This window comes from Candidatus Limnocylindrales bacterium (assembly GCA_035559535.1).
Classification (GTDB): domain Bacteria; phylum Moduliflexota; class Moduliflexia; order Moduliflexales; family JAUQPW01; genus JAUQPW01.
This window is the reverse complement of sequence record DATMBG010000021.1, coordinates 49,153-66,788: the sequence shown is the minus strand read 5'-3', so window position 1 is coordinate 66,788 and position 17,636 is coordinate 49,153. Positions and strand designations below refer to the sequence as shown.

At 46.6% G+C, this 17,636-nt stretch carries 11 protein-coding genes; 6 read left to right on the top strand and 5 right to left on the bottom strand.

The window, feature by feature from the left end; genetic code table 11:
• Window positions 1-44: 44 nt before the first annotated feature.
• Window positions 45-2,084 carry an amylo-alpha-1,6-glucosidase gene (locus VNM22_06165; GenBank protein HWP46729.1) on the top strand — a complete coding sequence of 680 codons (2,040 nt, stop codon included), beginning with the start codon at window positions 45-47 and terminating at the stop codon, window positions 2,082-2,084.
• 57 nt (window positions 2,085-2,141) lie between these two features.
• Here VNM22_06165 and VNM22_06160 read toward each other — a convergent pair whose 3' ends face one another.
• Window positions 2,142-2,324: a hypothetical protein gene (locus VNM22_06160; protein ID HWP46728.1), complete on the bottom strand. Its 183-nt coding sequence runs from the start codon at window positions 2,322-2,324 to the stop codon at window positions 2,142-2,144.
• Window positions 2,325-2,555: 231 nt separating this feature from the next.
• Here VNM22_06160 and VNM22_06155 point away from each other — a divergent pair, with 231 nt between their 5' ends.
• The 3 genes from VNM22_06155 to VNM22_06145 all read left to right on the top strand — a co-directional run bounded on the left by VNM22_06155 (window position 2,556) and on the right by VNM22_06145 (window position 7,940).
• Window positions 2,556-4,463: a tetratricopeptide repeat protein gene (locus tag VNM22_06155; protein HWP46727.1), complete on the top strand. Its 1,908-nt coding sequence runs from the start codon at window positions 2,556-2,558 to the stop codon at window positions 4,461-4,463.
• A gap of 129 nt (window positions 4,464-4,592) precedes the next feature.
• Window positions 4,593-6,851: an alpha-2-macroglobulin family protein gene (locus tag VNM22_06150; GenBank protein ID HWP46726.1), complete on the top strand. Its 2,259-nt coding sequence runs from the start codon at window positions 4,593-4,595 to the stop codon at window positions 6,849-6,851.
• Window positions 6,852-6,929: 78 nt separating this feature from the next.
• Window positions 6,930-7,940, top strand: coding sequence for a hypothetical protein (locus VNM22_06145; GenBank protein ID HWP46725.1), 1,011 nt, complete (start codon window positions 6,930-6,932; stop codon window positions 7,938-7,940).
• Between the two features lie 323 nt (window positions 7,941-8,263).
• Here the strand turns inward: VNM22_06145 and uppS are convergent, their stop codons facing one another.
• From uppS to VNM22_06125, 4 genes are all read right to left on the bottom strand, one after another.
• Entirely contained in the window at window positions 8,264-8,947 is a 684-nt protein-coding gene (gene uppS / locus VNM22_06140) for a polyprenyl diphosphate synthase (GenBank protein ID HWP46724.1), read from the bottom strand.
• A gap of 667 nt (window positions 8,948-9,614) precedes the next feature.
• A complete protein-coding gene (locus VNM22_06135) occupies window positions 9,615-11,564 on the bottom strand; it encodes a sigma 54-interacting transcriptional regulator (GenBank protein ID HWP46723.1) in 1,950 nt (649 codons plus the stop codon).
• 240 nt (window positions 11,565-11,804) lie between these two features.
• Entirely contained in the window at window positions 11,805-14,693 is a 2,889-nt protein-coding gene (locus VNM22_06130) for an ATP-binding protein (GenBank protein HWP46722.1), read from the bottom strand.
• Window positions 14,694-14,854: 161 nt separating this feature from the next.
• A complete protein-coding gene (locus VNM22_06125; GenBank protein HWP46721.1) occupies window positions 14,855-15,166 on the bottom strand; it encodes a hypothetical protein in 312 nt (103 codons plus the stop codon).
• A 543-nt stretch (window positions 15,167-15,709) separates the two neighbouring features.
• On the opposite strand from VNM22_06125, the gene VNM22_06120 reads away from it, so the two are divergent.
• Both VNM22_06120 and VNM22_06115 read left to right on the top strand, forming a co-directional pair.
• Window positions 15,710-16,666, top strand: a complete 957-nt coding sequence (locus VNM22_06120; protein HWP46720.1) for a YihY/virulence factor BrkB family protein — start codon at window positions 15,710-15,712, stop codon at window positions 16,664-16,666.
• 295 nt (window positions 16,667-16,961) lie between these two features.
• A complete protein-coding gene (locus VNM22_06115; GenBank protein HWP46719.1) occupies window positions 16,962-17,621 on the top strand; it encodes a cytochrome c3 family protein in 660 nt (219 codons plus the stop codon).
• The last annotated feature ends 15 nt before the right edge of the window (window positions 17,622-17,636 follow it).

Genomic DNA, 17,636 nt, shown 5'->3' with positions numbered 1-17,636 from the left:
CGTCAAGCTTCTGGCATCTGATTTCTACATTCTAACTCCCCGTTATGGAGAACTTAATTCTTAAATTACCATGGTCCGGATCCGGTAATGCCGATCCAGAACTTCTCTTAACCCGTGAATGGCTGGTAACTAACGGACTTGGCGGTTATGCTTCAGGTACCCTGGCTGGGGCTATTACCCGACGTTATCATGGACTGCTGATAGCCGCACTTCCTGCTCCCCTTGGACGGAGAGTCATGCTGAGTCACTTGTCGGAGTTAGTCAGGCTTCCAGATGGAACTATCCTACGATTCAGTGGGGAGGAACGACTCGATGGAATATTAGAATTACACGGAATTGAATATTTAACGGAGTTCCGACTCGATGCAGGTTTGCCCGTCTGGCGCTACGAAGTCGGAGGATTTGTGATCGAAAAGCGGATTTTCCTTCCCCACATGCAGAATACGGTGTACATCCATTACAGTTTGATTTCTGGAGACGGTACTATTCGGCTAAAGCTTCGTCCGTCGGTTCATTTCCGTTCTCACGATGCCCCGGTCAGTGAACTACCTGCAGAGCCTTATACCTTAACGGCTGTAGAAGATCGCTATGAGTTGGCCGAAAATGCTCAGACTCCTCCGTTACGGATGAAATTATACGGTCAGAGGGGAGCCTTTACCCTGGATGGGAAAAAACTTCAGAATATCTTCTATCGTGTCGAAGCCCGCCGGGGGTATGAAGCTACGGGGGATCTCTGGAGTCCGGGGTATTTTCGGGTTGATTTAACTAAAGACCAGCCGGCGACTTTGGTTGCTTCAACCGGAGCCTGGGAAACCATCTTTGCCCTTAAACCCGAAGAGGCTTTGGAAGCCGAATATGAACGTCGACGGCGACTGATTTCCATGGCCCATCCCAAAGCCCAAACAGGTCTGGCCGGGGAGCTTGTCTTCGCAGCCGATCAATTTATCATTACCCCCGCCGGTCGAATCGAAGATGCTGCACGTGCCCGTGCTTCTGGGGATGAAGTACGTACCATCATTGCCGGTTATCATTGGTTCACAGACTGGGGGCGAGATACCATGATCAGTCTGGAAGGATTGACCTTAACAACCGGACGTCACCTGGAAGCCGGCTACATCCTTCGTACCTTCTCCCACTATATTCGAGATGGGCTCATCCCGAACTTATTCCCCGAGGGAGAGAAAGAAGGTCTCTATCATACTGCCGATGCAACGCTTTGGTTCTTCCATGCCCTGGATCGTTACCTTGAAGTCACCAACGATTACGAAACCCTTACGCTCATCCTTCCTAAACTTCTCGATATTGTTGAACACCATCTTCGGGGTACCCGGTTTGGAATTCATGTCGACCCCAAAGATGGGCTTCTCTCTCAAGGGCAGGAAGGATATCAACTGACCTGGATGGATGCCAAGGTAGGAGATTGGGTCGTAACCCCTCGTCGAGGCAAGGCGGTGGAAATCAATGCCCTTTGGTACAATGCCCTACGTCTTTTAGAAGAATGGACCCGTAAAGGACTCGGAGAGGAAGTTGCCCACTCTCTAGCTCAACATGCCGAACAAGCCTATCGCTCCTTCAACCAACGCTTCTGGTATGAAAAAGGAGGATATCTCTATGACGTGGTGGATGGGGAACAGGGTGATGATCCGGCTTGCCGACCTAATCAGATATTTGCCATTTCGCTTCGCCATCCCATTCTCGATCCGGCAAAATGGAAGCCTGTCCTGGAGGTGGTACAGAAGCGTTTGCTGACCCCGGTAGGACTTCGTTCACTCGCTCCGGACCATCCAGACTATAAACCAACCTATGATGGTGACCTTCGTGCCCGGGATGCCGCCTATCACCAGGGAACGGTTTGGGCCTGGTTGATCGGACCCTTTGTGGATGCATGGCTTAAGGTATACCCTGAAGATCGTAAGGGAGCCCGGCGTTTTCTCCAGGGATTTATGCCCCATTTAAGGGAAGCCTGCATCGGTTCCATTAGCGAAATCTTCGACGCAGAACCTCCCTTCACACCCCGAGGGTGTGTGGCTCAGGCCTGGAGTGTAGCCGAGGTACTCAGATGCTGGGTGAAAACGACAGAATAGTCCTGAGTCTGTAATGTTAGGGGATCATTCCAGTAGATCAAACGTCTCGTTTGATGGCTAGAATTCTACGATTATGTCCAGTTGCCCATCGACCTTGAGAGCCTTCACAGCAACGCTGAGGTCAGAAGTATAAACAAATTTTAAATCGATGGAAGCCTGACCAAGTCTCAGTCGACGAACCTCGATAGGATGGACAAAATCCCGAAGTATAGGACGTACAATTCGGAGTCGATGATCCAATGCTTCCGGTACTAAACCTTAAAGAACTCTCAAGAGGGGGCCTTAACTTAAGCCCCTTGAGGCTTTGTCTTGGAAAATTTTTGAAAAAATGAGGCCCCAACCGTTAAATAATCCTTCATTATTGTGTCTATATCCATAAAGAAAAAATAAGACCTTCCTATAAGGCTTCTAGAATCCTTAGCGGGAATTCAAAGGAGATTATGGAGGGTGGTAATTATTAAGGAGGTATTTATGCGCTACCTATATGGAATACTGACTATGATAATCCTTCTAAGCAACACACTTTCCTACGCGGGAACCGTGGATCCGGCCCTGGTTGGAAGTTGGCTTACCAGTAAAGATGACCAGACCAGAGGAACGAAGTTTCGTATTCTCTGGGTTATTCGTCCGACCGGTGAGGCGTCCGTTAACCTTGTCACCGAAGAGACCGGGTTCCTCATTACAAACCCGGAAAGTTGGGCGGTAAGGGTTCCCAATAAGCCTGGGGATCTTGCCCATGGCAAATATGCTGTGAAGAGTACCAATGCCTTTTCGACCCAGGAAGCCGGATCCCCTTATGATGAAATTCAATGGACCCGGATTCCGTCCGGAACACGACCGTCGGGTATAGATCCTATTTTTTTAGATAAGGTTTTGGCTGCTCCTCAAGGAGGGTCTCCGCAAAATCCATTAAATTCGGCCCTGGTGGGTCTCTGGCAGGCAAGTGTAGTAAAGGACGGTATTCCGTTGACCCTGGTTTGGCGGATCAGTCCAAATGGCCATTCGATTCGTGTCATTTCGAGTGCAGAAGTTAAGATGCATGTGGAAGCCGACAATGGGCAGTTGAAGATGATACCGGTTGATGGACCGATCACAGAAGCTACCTATGAAATTCTTCAGGCCGATAGGTTGGAGATGACCGATAAGGAAGGTACTATACTATGGGTCCGTGTGGGTAAGAAAGATTCCTCAAAGTTACAACCTTCGGAAACTACTTCGGCCATTGTCGGTCCGGTTGAGCCGTCAGTGGTGGGTATCTGGGAACTCAAGGTACCCAATGCAAGGGGTGTGGCACGCTGGATATGGGAGATCCAATCTGATGGTACTTACAACTTCCGAAGTGAAGGGCCCGGCTCTCCGGCCCCCCATAGCGGAAGTGTTACGATCAAGGACGGACATTGGAGTTTAAAGTCAACCCACGGTTATACAGATGAGGGCACTTATCAATTGCCGGATACAGACACGCTGATAGCCACAGGTAATCTCGGCACAGGTGTGTGGCGACGAAGTAGTGAGATACAGACGAACCTCAAGGAACCAGATAGAGACGACAGGTCTTTTCCGTCCCCACCGAAACCAGGGATGGCGCAGTCGACCCTACCTGAAAGGGGATCTACTTCCGATGCGATTCAAAGTCAGCCCTCGACCCCCAGTACCGAGGCAACCACCCATGCCCGCACGCTCTTTGAGCAGGGCAAAGAACTTTATCTCGCCGGGGACTATGCAGCGGCCGCACAACGGTTTCTGGAGGCGGCAAAACTGGGTTATGATCAGGCTCAATTACAGATAGGGTATCAATATGAGTACGGGGAAGGAGTCCTCCAGAATTACACCGAAGCAGCTCGGTGGTATCAGCTCTCGGCCCGGCAGGGTAACGCTACGGCGCAGAGCAACCTGGGTGCCCTTTACGAAGATGGCAAGGGGGTACCCGAGGATTGGATGACCGCTGCCTATTGGTATGCCTTGAGTGCCAGGCAAGGCCATGACCTGGGCGAGTTCCGCTTAGGACGCGCTTACGAGTATGGTATGGGGGTTCCCCAGGATCGTAACACCGCCATCTTCTGGTACGATAAAGCCGCAGCACACGGCCACGCCCAGGCAGCCTATATGGCCCGGCACCTGCGACAAATCCTGAGCGTTACCTTCCGTACAGAGGAGGAACGGCAACTCATCGGGTTTCGTACTTATCGAGATCCCAGAGGCAGGGTATTCCGAAACGAAGCTGAGCGCTTTAGCTATTTGATGGGTGAGCGGCAGGCCAATGACGCTGCAGACGCCTGGCTCGACTACGATAGCAGAAAAGATGAGTACGATCGTTGTCGGAACGCGGGTCGAAGTGGTTGTATCGAGCCAATGCCTCCCGCTTTCCCCAGGCCGTAATCCCTGAAAGGAAAGAGAATTTCTACGTCTACCAGATCTGCCTAGACACTCTACCAGGCCCTCTGGACTGATTTACTAGTACTCGATACCCAGTACTCTTAAATCAGTGTTATTAAAAAGGAGATTTCTATGTATTGTTCCACCTGTTTCCGTCCTAATCCGGCTGACGCTGAAGTATGTATCCATTGTAAACAGAATATAGGTTACTTATACGACCGGGTATTTGTCGGCCAGCAGTTTATCTTTGTCCAGGCCGATAACGAACACCCCGTGACGTTAGAGGTAGATGGAACCCTTCAAACCTACTGTGCGACTACGATCCTTTCGCTCCACCGGCACGGGGTGAGTTTCGGGGATAACTCGGGCGGCGGTAAAACAAGGGGACAAGAGGGATCATTACCTGATCGGCCTCGACTTCCCTGGCCTTCGCTTAAATTACTGACCGTGGTGACCGACCGTAAGATTTACCGAACCGGTAGCGAGGCAGCTCTGTTCATTGTTGCACCGGATATGGCGGAGGATGAAGCCGCTGTTGAGATCCAACTGGCCGGACAAAAGGTGTATGAGGCAAAGGTAACTCTCAATCCAGGAGGTCTGGCTTTGCATCGTTACCCAGATCTAAAAGAAGGGGAGTATAAGGCCATCGTTACCTTATCCGATAATACCCAGGCTGAATGTACCTTCAGTGTAGCCGAGTTTACCCTTTCCCCCCTTCTGGCTATCCTGGAAACATATCAGTATACAGGACAATATCTTACCTTCACCCTCAAGCTATTTTTGCTTTCCACACCCTATTCGGGTCCGGTGGAGCTTGGATTGCAATGCCAGGTTTGTAGTGAATGCGTAGTAGCCGTGCAAAAGGTAAAGGCCAAAAAGGGTATCGTTCGGGGTCAATTTAATCTTTCAAATCATAGTGGTCCGTTCCATGTACAAGTCATCACGCCAGAAGGTCATACAGCGCTTGTTTCGTTTCCGGGAACCGGTGTCAAAGAACGAAAACCTATCCCGATCAACCTGCTGGGTCAGACGGCCAGGATGGGGTTGATACCCTGGGAGAACGCTCAGCCTTTGCGGGGCTTTTATGTCGGTTTGGGTGAAGTTAACAGGACTCCCCTGGTCCTGGAAAGTATCCAGGCAGTCAGAGGCAGACTGCAGGTGGTTACAGACCTGTTAACGACCCAGCTCATCGTCTTCAACCCACGTACCGGAATCAGCCAGGTAATCGACCGGGCCGACCTCAAACAGGGTGAAACCCTCGAGTTTGACGCCGAAGCACCCTATACCCTGTTCACGGTTGGGGCATTTACCCGAGAAAAACCCTTTGAGGGTTGGGGCGTTGTGATCAAGCCACTGGCGTTTGAAGCCATGCTAACCGTGCCGGCCACTGCACAGCCCGGTGAAGAAGTTACAATCCACCTTAAAACAACATGGGAGAATGGTGGAGAGGTTCAGGATCCAAAATCGGGGACTGAAAATGGTGATCTTCCTTCCTCTATCTCCCCTGTTGGGTCTTCCATCCATCCACTTTTTTGTCTGCTTCTGGTCTACGACGCCCGACTGGAACACGAGAGCCTCCTCCCCAAACTCGCCAAAAGGATTTACGAAAGCATCCGAGAGGCGACCCATAGTTTGGCTGCCGGGTCGGTATCTAACCTACAAGACGAGGACTTAGTTCTACCTGGTGACCTTGATTTCCTTATTATGGAGCCCGACATCATTATGAGCTTTCAAAAAGATTTCTCTCTGCAGTCCGACATCAGCCCGGCGGGGGCTGCGCGTGAGTTAGACTTCCTCATGACTACAGACAAGCTACCGGAGGTAATGGTAGCTCCTATCCGCATGGAGTTCCCTGAGATGGTCCACCTGGAGCTACTTTGCCTGAATGGTCAGGTTTCACGCAAGGTCAAATTGGGGGATCAGATTGGTACCTGGCGTGTGCGGGCTTACTTATTCCAGGAGGTAGACTACCGCGAACTCACTTCGGATATTCAAGTGGATAAACCACTATATGCTGAGTTGGATCTACCCACCATTGCCAGTGTCGGAGATGCTATTACCGCCGCGGTTCATTATCATACCCGCGAGCCTGCTGATCTGATTATTGCCACGCCTTTTGATAGAACCCAAACTCGGGTCCAGGGTGAGGGTACGGAATGCATCTTGATCAAAGGCCCAGGTCGTGTGGAGGTTCGCATTGAAAATCAGACCGGATCAGATTGGAGTGTTCGTGCCATAGATGGACCCGGGGTGCAGAAGGTGACGGCTTCCCGGTTGATGATCCTGGACCAGGGTCAGACCGTCCAGGGTGAGCGGGTGGTCGTTTACCCTTCCATGGGACCGGTACTGAGGGACACTGTTACTGCCCTGATTCACTACCCCTTTGGCTGAGCAGAGCAGACCGCAAGCGCCCTGTATGGGCTGGCCGTAGCCTATTGTGGCATTGTTAGCGGGGTGGTACCTGGGGACTTGCCTGCTACCCATGGCCGTATACTTGCAGGCCTACACCACCTGTCGACATTCCAATATCCCGACGGTTTATATTCCCTCTGGTGTGGGGGACAGCCTGAAATAGACATTACAGCACGTGTGGTACACCGTCTGCTGGGGTTGCGAGATCTACCATTTCCTCTGGCCGAGACCATGTTGAATAAAGCCAAAGGTGCTTTGCTCAGAGCCGGGTATCGGGATAATGCACTTCTACTTTTGGATATGCATTTCCGTAGGGAGATGTCTGGCCCGGAAGACGCAGTTGCCTACTACTTTGCCGGCAATAACCAACGCGATATATCTTTACAATTTTTGCGCCGGACCGTTCAGCGAGAAGGGGACAAGGCCTACTGGAAAGCAAAGTCGGCCTGGGGCGGTAATCTAGAGGTAACTGCCGATGTTGCCAGAGTAATGTACCATGCCGGGGATGAATTATTTCGTCCGGCGTTTACCTTTGTTACCAGCAGGCTAATCAACGGCATGCTATACTCCACGGCCGATACCCGAGCATTGGTAGAATTGCTGGCCTTTCTTCGGTTTGACCCATCCCCTCGGGCGGTGATAGACGGGAAGGAAGTCATATTGAAGGATGTTACCATAGGTCAGGAAGTCACAGCCCTCAACGATAACCTGATGGTGCGGATAGATGAAGAGATCGAGATCAATCACCTGGAGCCACGGGCTCATTTCCAGTTTGCGGTTAAACTGACCAAGGCCCGGCTTCGCGTGGGTGAACGGGTCCAGATCACCATTACCCCCAGAGAGCAGGCTCTTGCTCCGCTGGTACGGCTTTTCTTGCCCGGTAACCTGGCCTTACTCAAAGGAGGAGCCAACGCACAAACCGCTTACCTCCCTATCGAGCGAGAAGAACTCACGGTCGATGCCGTTGCTATCCGTCCGGGGTATGGCAGGCTTTATATATCCGTTCACGACATGTATGATGCAGAAAAAGTCGGGACGATCCCGGGTATTGAGATCAGGGTAAAGTAATCGGATCCGATTTGAGGGCCGGGTACTGAAAAACCGGTTGGGTCAATTGATCTTTAAATTTACACCCATTAAGAATAAATATGGAGAGGTATTCGGTGGGGAAGACCTGGATAAGGATCCATGGCGATCTGTTCCCATAAACTATGGATTTATACCCCTTCGATATTGAAATCCAGTCGCAGATAGAAGGGCGTTCTATAGGGGGGAAGCGTATCATCTTCCAGGTTTGAGGTATCTGCAAGCCGGTAGGACGGGCTACTCTAGATGAGTTAAGAACGGCTGTAGAGCATCTGTAACACCTCTACAGTCGTTCTCAAAGGGGATTATCCGCCCAGGGTGATGTCCTGTTCCTGATACCAGCGAAGGGCATCTAAGAATTCCTCTAGAGTCATGTCCGGCCAAAGAGTATCGATGACATACATATCTGCATAGGCACATTGGATCGGCAGAAAGCCGGAAAGACGACGACGTCCACCCCAACGTACAACAAGATCCACGCGTGAAACATCCCCGGAAGCCAAAGCCCGTGGTATTCCAGAGTAGGAAAGGGTATTGTTGGTTCGTGCATGTTCCAGAGCTGACAGGAGATCCCATTGCCAGCCATAGTTTACCAGCAAATTAACCCGAATATCTCCCTGGGTCCGTTGTTTTGTAAAAGGCCGAAGGGCATCTGGAAAAACGGGAGAGTCCGAATCACCCACGACCAGCAAAGCCGCACCCACTTCAATGGCAGAGAAAACAAACTTTACGCAGGCCTCTCGAAACTTCTCGATTTGTTCGGACGGTCGATGTACATTCTCCTTGGTGAAACCATAAACCGAAGCTTCTTTAATTCCCAGTTCCCGACAAAGATTCAGGAGACGAAGTCCGGGCTCAATTCCAGCCTCATAACCTTCCTGCTGCGCAAGACCTCGCTTCTTTGCCCAACGACGGTTTCCGTCTGGAATAATACCTACATGTTGAGGAAGGCGAGAAAACTCCTTTTGCCTTTTCGCTGTCGTTTTCAATTTTTATATCCTTTTTACAAGAATACTCCTCTGGCATTCAAGATGAATACCATAGCAGTTATTTTGTAAAAATACGGTTAAAGATAATCCATTAAAGTATGGTAGAGTAGGATAGAAGCCTACACAAAGTTATGCTAATCTAAGATTATAACTTCGCGTGGCGAGATCAATGGGAAACTTACCGTTCTTTACCTCAGGTATTAGGAAATTAAATCAAAGGTTATGATCCATAGGGATTCTACGATGATTAGGAGGTCAGGTTTAATTTAAACGAAGAAACTCCCCTCTTTCTTCTTAAAATAAGATTTAAGTTGTTAAAAGTATCAGGCGGGAGATGGACGAGCCGGTTCAGGGAGGATGAAGTAATTATCCCTCTGGATGGGGAGGATATCCAGGACCGTTTCCCTGACTTTCTTATTGGCGTGTGGCCTACTCCAACTCCAGAATAGACCCTTTCCTTTCCCTCTGAAGAGGTTGCCTCCTGGGGAGGAGCTGTTCCTATTTTACACCCTATTTCAATACCGATCTGGTATTATCTGTGCTTTTACCCTTTTTGGATTTGTTTAAATGGTAAGGTTTAGATCTACCCCTTCGAAAACCCGTACCTCTTGAGAAACCTTCATAAATCAGGATCTTTACATATTTCTGGTCTTAAATTCAAGGGGGTTTAGCTGGTATTCTCTTCCTTTTTGATTGGGGTACGTCCCATGGTACTTGCCAGGCCTTGACGGTAATTCCGTACATTAATATGGTATTTCTTAATGATTTTCCTGAAATTACTTTTATCTAATCCAAGCTCTCTGGCTGCGGCTCCCACATTGCCCTTGTATTTGATCAGAATCCAGTCTAAGAGTTCCCTATGGAAGTTTTCAATGGCCTGTTCTTTTAACTCCTGATAGGTCTTTTTTAGAAATCCTTGATCCTTTTTATCCCAGGATGGATTGAGAATAGCATTTTCAGCTATGGTCTGAGGTAAGGAACTTAAGGTAATGGTATCGGTCTCTTCAAAAACCACGGCCCGTTCGATGATATTTTCAAGTTCTCTTACGTTACCGGGCCATTGATAATTCGTAAGGGCCTGCATGGCCTCTGGGGAGATTTTGACTTTCTTTCCCAGGCGCTCACAGGTTTTCTTTAGAAAGTGATTGACCAGCAACTGGATATCATCCCGTCTTTCTCTGAGTGGAGGTAAAACGATAGGGATTACATTGAGTCGATATAACAAATCCTGTCTAAAATTTCCTTTTTTGACTTCTTCTTCCAGATTTTTGTTGGTAGCGGTAATAATTCGGACATCTATTTTAATTGGATTATCCCCTCCGACCCGGATGATCTCTTTTTCTTGAAGAACCCGCAGCAGTTTCACCTGAGTACTCAGGGAGACTTCTCCGATTTCATCCAGGAAGATCGTTCCTTTATTGGCCAGCTCAAACTGTCCCTTCTTTTGTCGGTCTGCTCCGGTAAAAGCTCCCTTTTCGTGGCCGAATAGCTCACTTTCGATCAGAGTTTCTGGAAGTGCAGCACAATTAACGGTTCTTAGGGGGCCTTTGGCTCGTGGGCTATTGTAGTGGATGGCTTTAGCGATTAATTCCTTTCCGGTCCCGCTTTCTCCCTGAATTAAAACCGTAGAATCAATCTGGGAGACCTGTTCGATAATCTTAAATACCTGCAGCATTTTGGGACTATATCCAATGATATCCTTCTTGAATTTGTAGCGTAGTTCCAGTTCTTTATTTTTCCGTTCTAATTCTTGGGTAGCTCTCTGGAGTTCTTCCTCCTTCTGCTCAACGGTTAATTCCAGTTTCTTCTCTTTAGAAAGATCTCTTGAGATATTGACAAATCCGAAAGGTTTTCCGTTTTCATCCTTTCTCAGGGTAAATACTGCATGCACCGGGAAAATTTCCTGATTCTTTCGAACTCCTTTCATTTCCCCTTCATAGCGTCCGGTTGTAACAATGGCTTCGATCATGTTCTGGATTTGCTCAGGCTCATTAAACTCCTTCGTAAATAAGATACCTATGGGTTTTCCGATAACTTCCCCTGCTTCATAAGCAAACGTCCGTTTCCCCCCTTCATTAAAAGTCAAGATAGTCCCTTGCAAATCGCCGGTCAGAATAGAATAATCGGACCAATCCATAATACTGCTGAGAAAATTATTGGCCCGGATGAGATCGTTATTCTTTTCTCTGAGTTGCTCATTGGCCAGTTCCAACTCCAGATTCTTCTCTCTTAATTCATCCCGGCTCTTTTTGAGACGAACCAGAACCTTGACCCGAGCCCTGAGTTCTTGAGCTTCAAACGGTGATACAATATAATCATCTCCTCCAACTTCCAACCCCCTTACAATACTCTCTGTATCTCGATAGATGGCAGTTGTAAACAAAACTGGAATATCCTGGGTCTTGGGATTTTGTTTAAGTCTCCTGCAAATCTCAAATCCATCCATTTCCGGCATGTTTACATCGAGCAGGATACAATCCGGTAACTCCTCTTCAGCCTTCTTAAGAGCTTCTTCGGCCTGAGTCTCCGTGAGGATTTCATAGTTGTCCTCTTTTAATTTGACCGTCGCAGAAAATATATTGTCTCTTCTATCATCGACGATTAAGATTTTTGCCATAACTATCTTAATTGCCAGTCGTCCGTTATCTGTTGTCCCCTGTTACTCTTTACCTGTTTAAACGAACCCTGTTTAGTCAGAAAGAATTCTTTCACTGTCAGGGCCAAAGATTCCAAGGATATGGGTGTCAACATAAAATTTTCTGATCCCCAGGATTTTTTGTCCTTGTAATTAAGAGATTCTAAGGAACTTAATAGGGTCAAGCTGATAATCCTGCCATGAACAACGGACAATAGATGACTAACAACAGATTGGGTTAAGCCAATAGGTTACTTTATCTAACAAATCCGAGTCCTGGATCGGTTTTGTAATATAATCATTATACCCCATTTTTATCCATTTGTTTCCCTGTTCTTCTTTAGAACCTGAGGTAATCGCCAGGATAGGAATTTCCCTAAATGCTTGGATTTCTCTAAAAGCTTTAAGGATCGTGTGTCCATCTCGATCTGGAATCGACACATCCACCAGGATTAAATCAGGTTGAACCTCCAGATTCTTATAACATTCTTCTGGTCTGTGGTCTGGGATGATAACCTGGATGTTCCTGGTTGCCAGGAGGAACTTGATCGCATACTGGGTAGATATAACATCTTCTATCAATAGAACTTTGCGACCCTGGTCATTCTTAAGTCTGAGTTCAAATTTTCGAAATCTGGCTTCTACATTTTTCTCCCCTTCTAGGATATAGGCCAGGGCTTCAGGACTTATCTGATCTTCACAGGTAGGGATAGTAAACATAAAGGTGGAGCCTTCTGCAGGCTCACTGTTAAGCCAGATCTCTCCTTCTAAGATTTGAACCAGTTTTTTACATATGGCAAGGCCTAACCCCGCTCCTTGATAGCGACGGGCCCTGGAAATATCCACCTGGATAAACTCTCCAAATATGGCTTCTTGATGCTCTTTCGAAATTCCGATTCCGGTATCCGATACAGAAAATTGAATATATGGTCTTTGGGTATCTTGCTGGAGGCGTCTTTTGACCCCAAGAACCACCAGTCCTTTCTCTGTAAATTTAACTGCATTGCTGGCCAGGTTTAAAATAATCCTTTTGATTTGCTCTTCATCACTGTAAATCACAGGGGGTGTAGATGTATCCACTTCAACAAAGAAGTGTAACCCCTTTTCTTGGGTCATGGGATAAATGATCTCCACAACCTCCTCGATGAGGCGATTAACTACAAAAACCCGGTGATTTAACTTCATCTTTCCAGCCTCTATTTTAGCCAGATCCAGGAGATCATTGATCAACTCCAACAAGTCTTTGCCATTTTTGAAGATGATCTTTAAATATTTTTCCTGATCCTGGTTGAGTTCTCCGGGGATCTTGCGAATCAGACCTTCTGACAGGGACAGGATGGAGTTCAAGGGGGTTCTCAACTCATGGGACATGTTGGCCAGGAAAGCCGATTTGAGTCGATTGATTTCTTCAAGTTTTTTATTCATTTGCTGAAGTTCAAAATTCTTAGTCTCCAATTCCTCAGTTCTTTCCTTAACCATTCTCTCCAGCTTTGAGTAAGAGCCTTCAATCTCTTGAGCCATTTCAGAAAAAGCCCTGGCCAGGGTCGTTACCTCCGTAGGAGCAATGAGGCTTCGGGAGGAGACTTTTCTATGTCCCAGGTTGCTGATGAAGGATTTAGCCTCTGCTTCTAATTCTTTAATAGGCTGTGAGATCGTTCTGGAAAGTAAAATACTGATAAAGATAGAAAATCCACAGATTCCAAAGATCCAGAAAGCCAGTCGTTGATAAATAACTTGAATTTCCGAGTAGATTTCTTGTAAGGATTGCTCAATAAGAACTTTCCATCCTAGAGGGCGAAGAACCTGGAACCCAACCAGACGGATGGCCGACTCCGGTGAGACCCTCTCCTTCGCTTCATCGAGCTGATACTGAAAAACTTCAGATTCTTCTTTAAGAGCCTGGGTTATAAGTTCTGTGTTTCCCAGATCCTTGAGGGCCCAATAACGTTTTGGATTACTGGAACTGATCACCCGATTTCGTTCATCTACCACGATAATTTCCCGGTCTTTATCGGTTTTAAATTTGTCGATGAAATGATTGATAACCTTCAGGTTCAGTGTTCCCCCGATAAAAGCCATCATTTGCCCTTTTTCGTCTAGAACCGGACTAACGATTACAACCGTCGGTTCAAAACCTCCTTCTATGGCAAAAAATACCTCTGAAATCGTGGTATTTTTCGTTTGGACAAGCTGCTTATAATAATCCCGGCTACTAAAGTTCATCACCTCTGAAGCACTGGAACTCGGTTTTATTACCATGACCTGGCCGGAGGCATCTGCCAGATAAACAGCGGAAAATCCTTGATACTCCTTGTAAGCCGTTTCGATCAGGTTTTCAATTTCTGGGGAAGGCGCCAGATTTTTTCTGGATTCAAGCTGCTTGACCAGGGTCTGGAGCCCTTCCATATGGAGTTTTATGTATTTATCAATGCTGATACTTACCGAGTTGGAGATTTCTTTTAGATTATTTTTTCGCTCCTCCAGTTTGCTTTTAATCAGGGAGCGACTGTTAACGAGGCTCATTATGGCAACCGGGGTAATGGCTACGATGATAAAGGTCACAAAAAGATAAGATTGAAGACTTTCGCTTGGATAAGGTTTCTTTCCTCTAGAAATACCGAGACTGATGCCGGGGAACAGCAACAGCAGCAATTTAGCCAAAGTTATGTTGATAAATCCATTTAGAATTAATCCAACCCACAGGATGCTTACGTAAATCTTTGAATAACCTAACCAGGAAGTATAAAACCAATAGGTCAGTGGAGACCCTATCAGAATCCAGTAAAACATGTCCATGATAATGGGAGACCTTTGTTGGCTGACCAGGCTACCAAGTACGAGAGCTTCAAGGGTGTAAAGAACAACCCCGTGAAAGGAATTCCACAGATAAACAGTATAACTCGAAGCAAGAAGGGCTGTTAGAGATCCCCATAAGGGACCCAGGGTAAGGGTAACAATTAAAGCAGGGATACTTCCGAAAAAGATCCATACTTTATAGAATAACTCTATGGGAAGGGTATTTAACAGAAAACCTAATAATCCGGCCAGAAGTACTACCACAAAATTGAACCCAAGCTGATCTTTTACTTTTTCCAATATGGAAGGACTCATAAGTTATGATTTCTCAAGTTAGTAGGTCAAACGTCCCGTTTGATAACTGAGGAATATTTTCCTGAATTATTGAAAAAAAGGTTATAATTAACCCTCTCCACCTATTCCTTTAGCTAATTTTAGCTATTATTTCTTGATTTGTCCATAACCTCCTTTCGTTTTTAGTTGGCCTTGTTTAGAATAAACTGACTATAAAACTCTGCCTGGTCCGAATAGCCGGCGTAGGGAGTTTTTTGAGAGTTTGCATTCTCTAAAAAGGCCTCAGCTTCAGATAATTGCTCTTCTCCTTGTGGTAGAGGGGAAGAAATGGGAAAATCTTTAAGGATGACTTCGTTCCTTTGACCGGTTTCTTGAGTGGGAGGCCTGTCTTTGGGGGTAAGTTGTAAGATATTGAAGCATCCAGATAAGGAAAAAAGACCTAAGAAGAGAAAAACCCTGAAATAATTTAGTATTTTTAGCTTGAAGTAGCTCATAAAAACCCTCCTATCATCAGGTATGGATAATACCTACATTGGGGCAATAAGTATGCCAAAGCAAAGAAGAAATTTTCCCATGGATCTTTAAGAATTTAGGAGGGTTATGGGCCCTTCTCCTCGTCTCTATCCAGGAGGTCTATTTTTCTTGTGAATGAATCGGTTTAAAGACAAAAGGTTGGATTCAATTCCTTCAACTAACTCCCCTGGGAGAGTTTTGAATAACCCCTACCCCAACATCAGCCTGTAACCAGGGGTAATTTTATTTCCCCGATAAGGGTATATTTTTACCTCTTCCTTTACTTCGATAACTTAAGAGAGGTTTCTGGCCTGATCTTTGCGATACTATTGAATAATGAATAACCTAATAAATAACTCGACGCCGCCCTTATGGGGCTTAGGGTGTTCAGGTAAGAGGGTTGCTACCAAAGGAAGCCCCCCTTTCCTCTCTATCGCTCTTTTCCCCCGCATGCGGGGGGAATTAACAGATCGCTCCTGCGGAGCTTTTAAGGTTAAAACCTAATTTAACAGGATCGAAATAACATGAATAACTATGGTAAAAAAACAAAAACCCGGGAAACAGAAAAATTCGAGGTAAGAAAAAGGACTTCTCTCAAAGAACAACTCAAAGAAGTTTGGCGTTTGGGCGGACTCAGCAAGGTAGAATTATTACGATGCCTGGTTAAAAAGGTTCAAAAACACGATTGCCTGGGATCTGCCGCCCAATTAGCTTATTATTTCTTATTTGCCCTGTTCCCGTTTTTACTTTTTCTTACGAGTCTTTTGGGATATGTGCCGGTTCCTGATCTGATGGATAGGATCTTGGAGCTCCTGGCAAAGGTAGTTCCAGAGGAGGCTTTAAAACTTATTCAGGATCATATTCGGGATCTGGTTTCTAACCCGAGAGGTGGACTCTTGTCCTTTGGTATTCTGACGGCCCTCTGGGCCTCTTCCAGTGCTATGACCGCTATTATAGAGACCCTCCATCGAGCTTATGGGGTTCAGGAAGGACGTCCCTTTTGGAAGGTGAAAGGTACGGCTATTCTCCTGACCCTTGGGCTTTCAATCCTCCTCATCACGGCCACGATCCTTTTGATCTTTGGCCCCCAAATAGGGAGTTGGATGGTAAGTAGTATAGGCCTGGGAAGTATTTTTGAGGTAACCTGGACCATCCTACGATGGCCGGTTATCTTCATGTTTTTGATTTTAGCCATGGCGATGATTTATTATTTTGCCCCCGATGTAGAACAGGAGTGGAAATGGATTACCCCGGGATCTGTTTTTGCTGTGATCGGCTGGCTTATCACCTCACTTGGATTTTCTTACTACGTCAGTCATTTCGGTTCTTATAACAAGACTTATGGAAGTATCGGGGCCGTGATAGTCCTTTTAACCTGGATGTATCTGACGGGGTTTTTTATTTTGGTGGGAGGAGAAATTAACGCCATCCTTGCGCAGGCAGCATCAGAAGGGGAGGGGCCCGGTGAAAAGAAAGTATAAGGATCCTTTCTGGGGAAGTCCTTCATAGAGAATTCCCTTTTATTTAGCCAGGTCAAGTCCTGGTCTTCGTTAGGGAGTTAAATAATTCTCTAAGAGAGAGGTTTGCTGTATCCCGCTAGGATTTCAGTTACTCCCCTTTAGCCCACAAATTTAAGTGAGAATCTATAAATTTCGCTTGACAGTTCGCCATTCATTCATGATATTCATGGTATTAACACGTCAATGTGCGTTCTGATAATTGAGCAGGATATGATAATCTTTTCTAGAAAGAATAAGATGAACTTGATACGCTAAAATGCCTCAGATCTTTCACCGTAGTACGAATACCTTATCCAAGCTGAGTATCTTTGGAGCCGTTTTCATGCTTGTAGTGTTTGCCTGGGTCTTGATGCAAATCAATCGTTCGGAGTATGTGACCCAGGCCAATATAGTCCGTGTACAACCGGTCCAATTCAGTCATGAACATCATGTCAGTGGATTGGGAATTGACTGTCGTTATTGCCATACCACCGTGGAGGAATCCTCGTTTGCCGGAATTCCCCCGACGAAGACTTGTATGAATTGTCATTCTCAGATCTGGGCTAACAGTCCCTATCTGGAACCTGTGCGCGAGAGCTGGCGAACTGGTAAAGCTATTCAATGGACAAGGGTTCACAATCTGGCCGATTTTGTTTATTTTAATCACAGTATCCATGTAAATAAGGGAATTGGATGTGTGACGTGCCATGGGCGGATTGATCAAATGCCCTTAACCTGGCAGCAGCAGTCTCTCCAGATGGAGTGGTGCCTGGAATGTCACCGCCAGCCGGAACGTTTCATCAGACCTCGGGAGTATGTCTTTAGTATGGATTGGCAGCCACCGGCCGATCAGATTGCGCTGGGACAAAAGCTTGTAAAGGAATACAATATCCCCGATGTTGCCTTTCTTACCAGTTGTTCTACCTGTCATCGATAAGAGTAAATAGGTAAA

Bases quoted from the DNA above. Each gene is read 5' to 3' on its own strand.
- VNM22_06165 (HWP46729.1), top strand. From the start codon at position 45: ATGGAGAACTTAATTCTTAAATTACCATGGTCCGGATCCGGTAATGCC.
- VNM22_06155 (HWP46727.1), top strand. From the start codon at position 2,556: ATGCGCTACCTATATGGAATACTGACTATGATAATCCTTCTAAGCAAC.
- VNM22_06150 (HWP46726.1), top strand. From the start codon at position 4,593: ATGTATTGTTCCACCTGTTTCCGTCCTAATCCGGCTGACGCTGAAGTA.
- VNM22_06135 (HWP46723.1), bottom strand. From the start codon at position 11,564: ATGGCAAAAATCTTAATCGTCGATGATAGAAGAGACAATATATTTTCT.
- VNM22_06130 (HWP46722.1), bottom strand. From the start codon at position 14,693: ATGAGTCCTTCCATATTGGAAAAAGTAAAAGATCAGCTTGGGTTCAAT.
- VNM22_06125 (HWP46721.1), bottom strand. From the start codon at position 15,166: ATGAGCTACTTCAAGCTAAAAATACTAAATTATTTCAGGGTTTTTCTC.
- VNM22_06120 (HWP46720.1), top strand. From the start codon at position 15,710: ATGAATAACTATGGTAAAAAAACAAAAACCCGGGAAACAGAAAAATTC.
- VNM22_06115 (HWP46719.1), top strand. From the start codon at position 16,962: ATGCCTCAGATCTTTCACCGTAGTACGAATACCTTATCCAAGCTGAGT.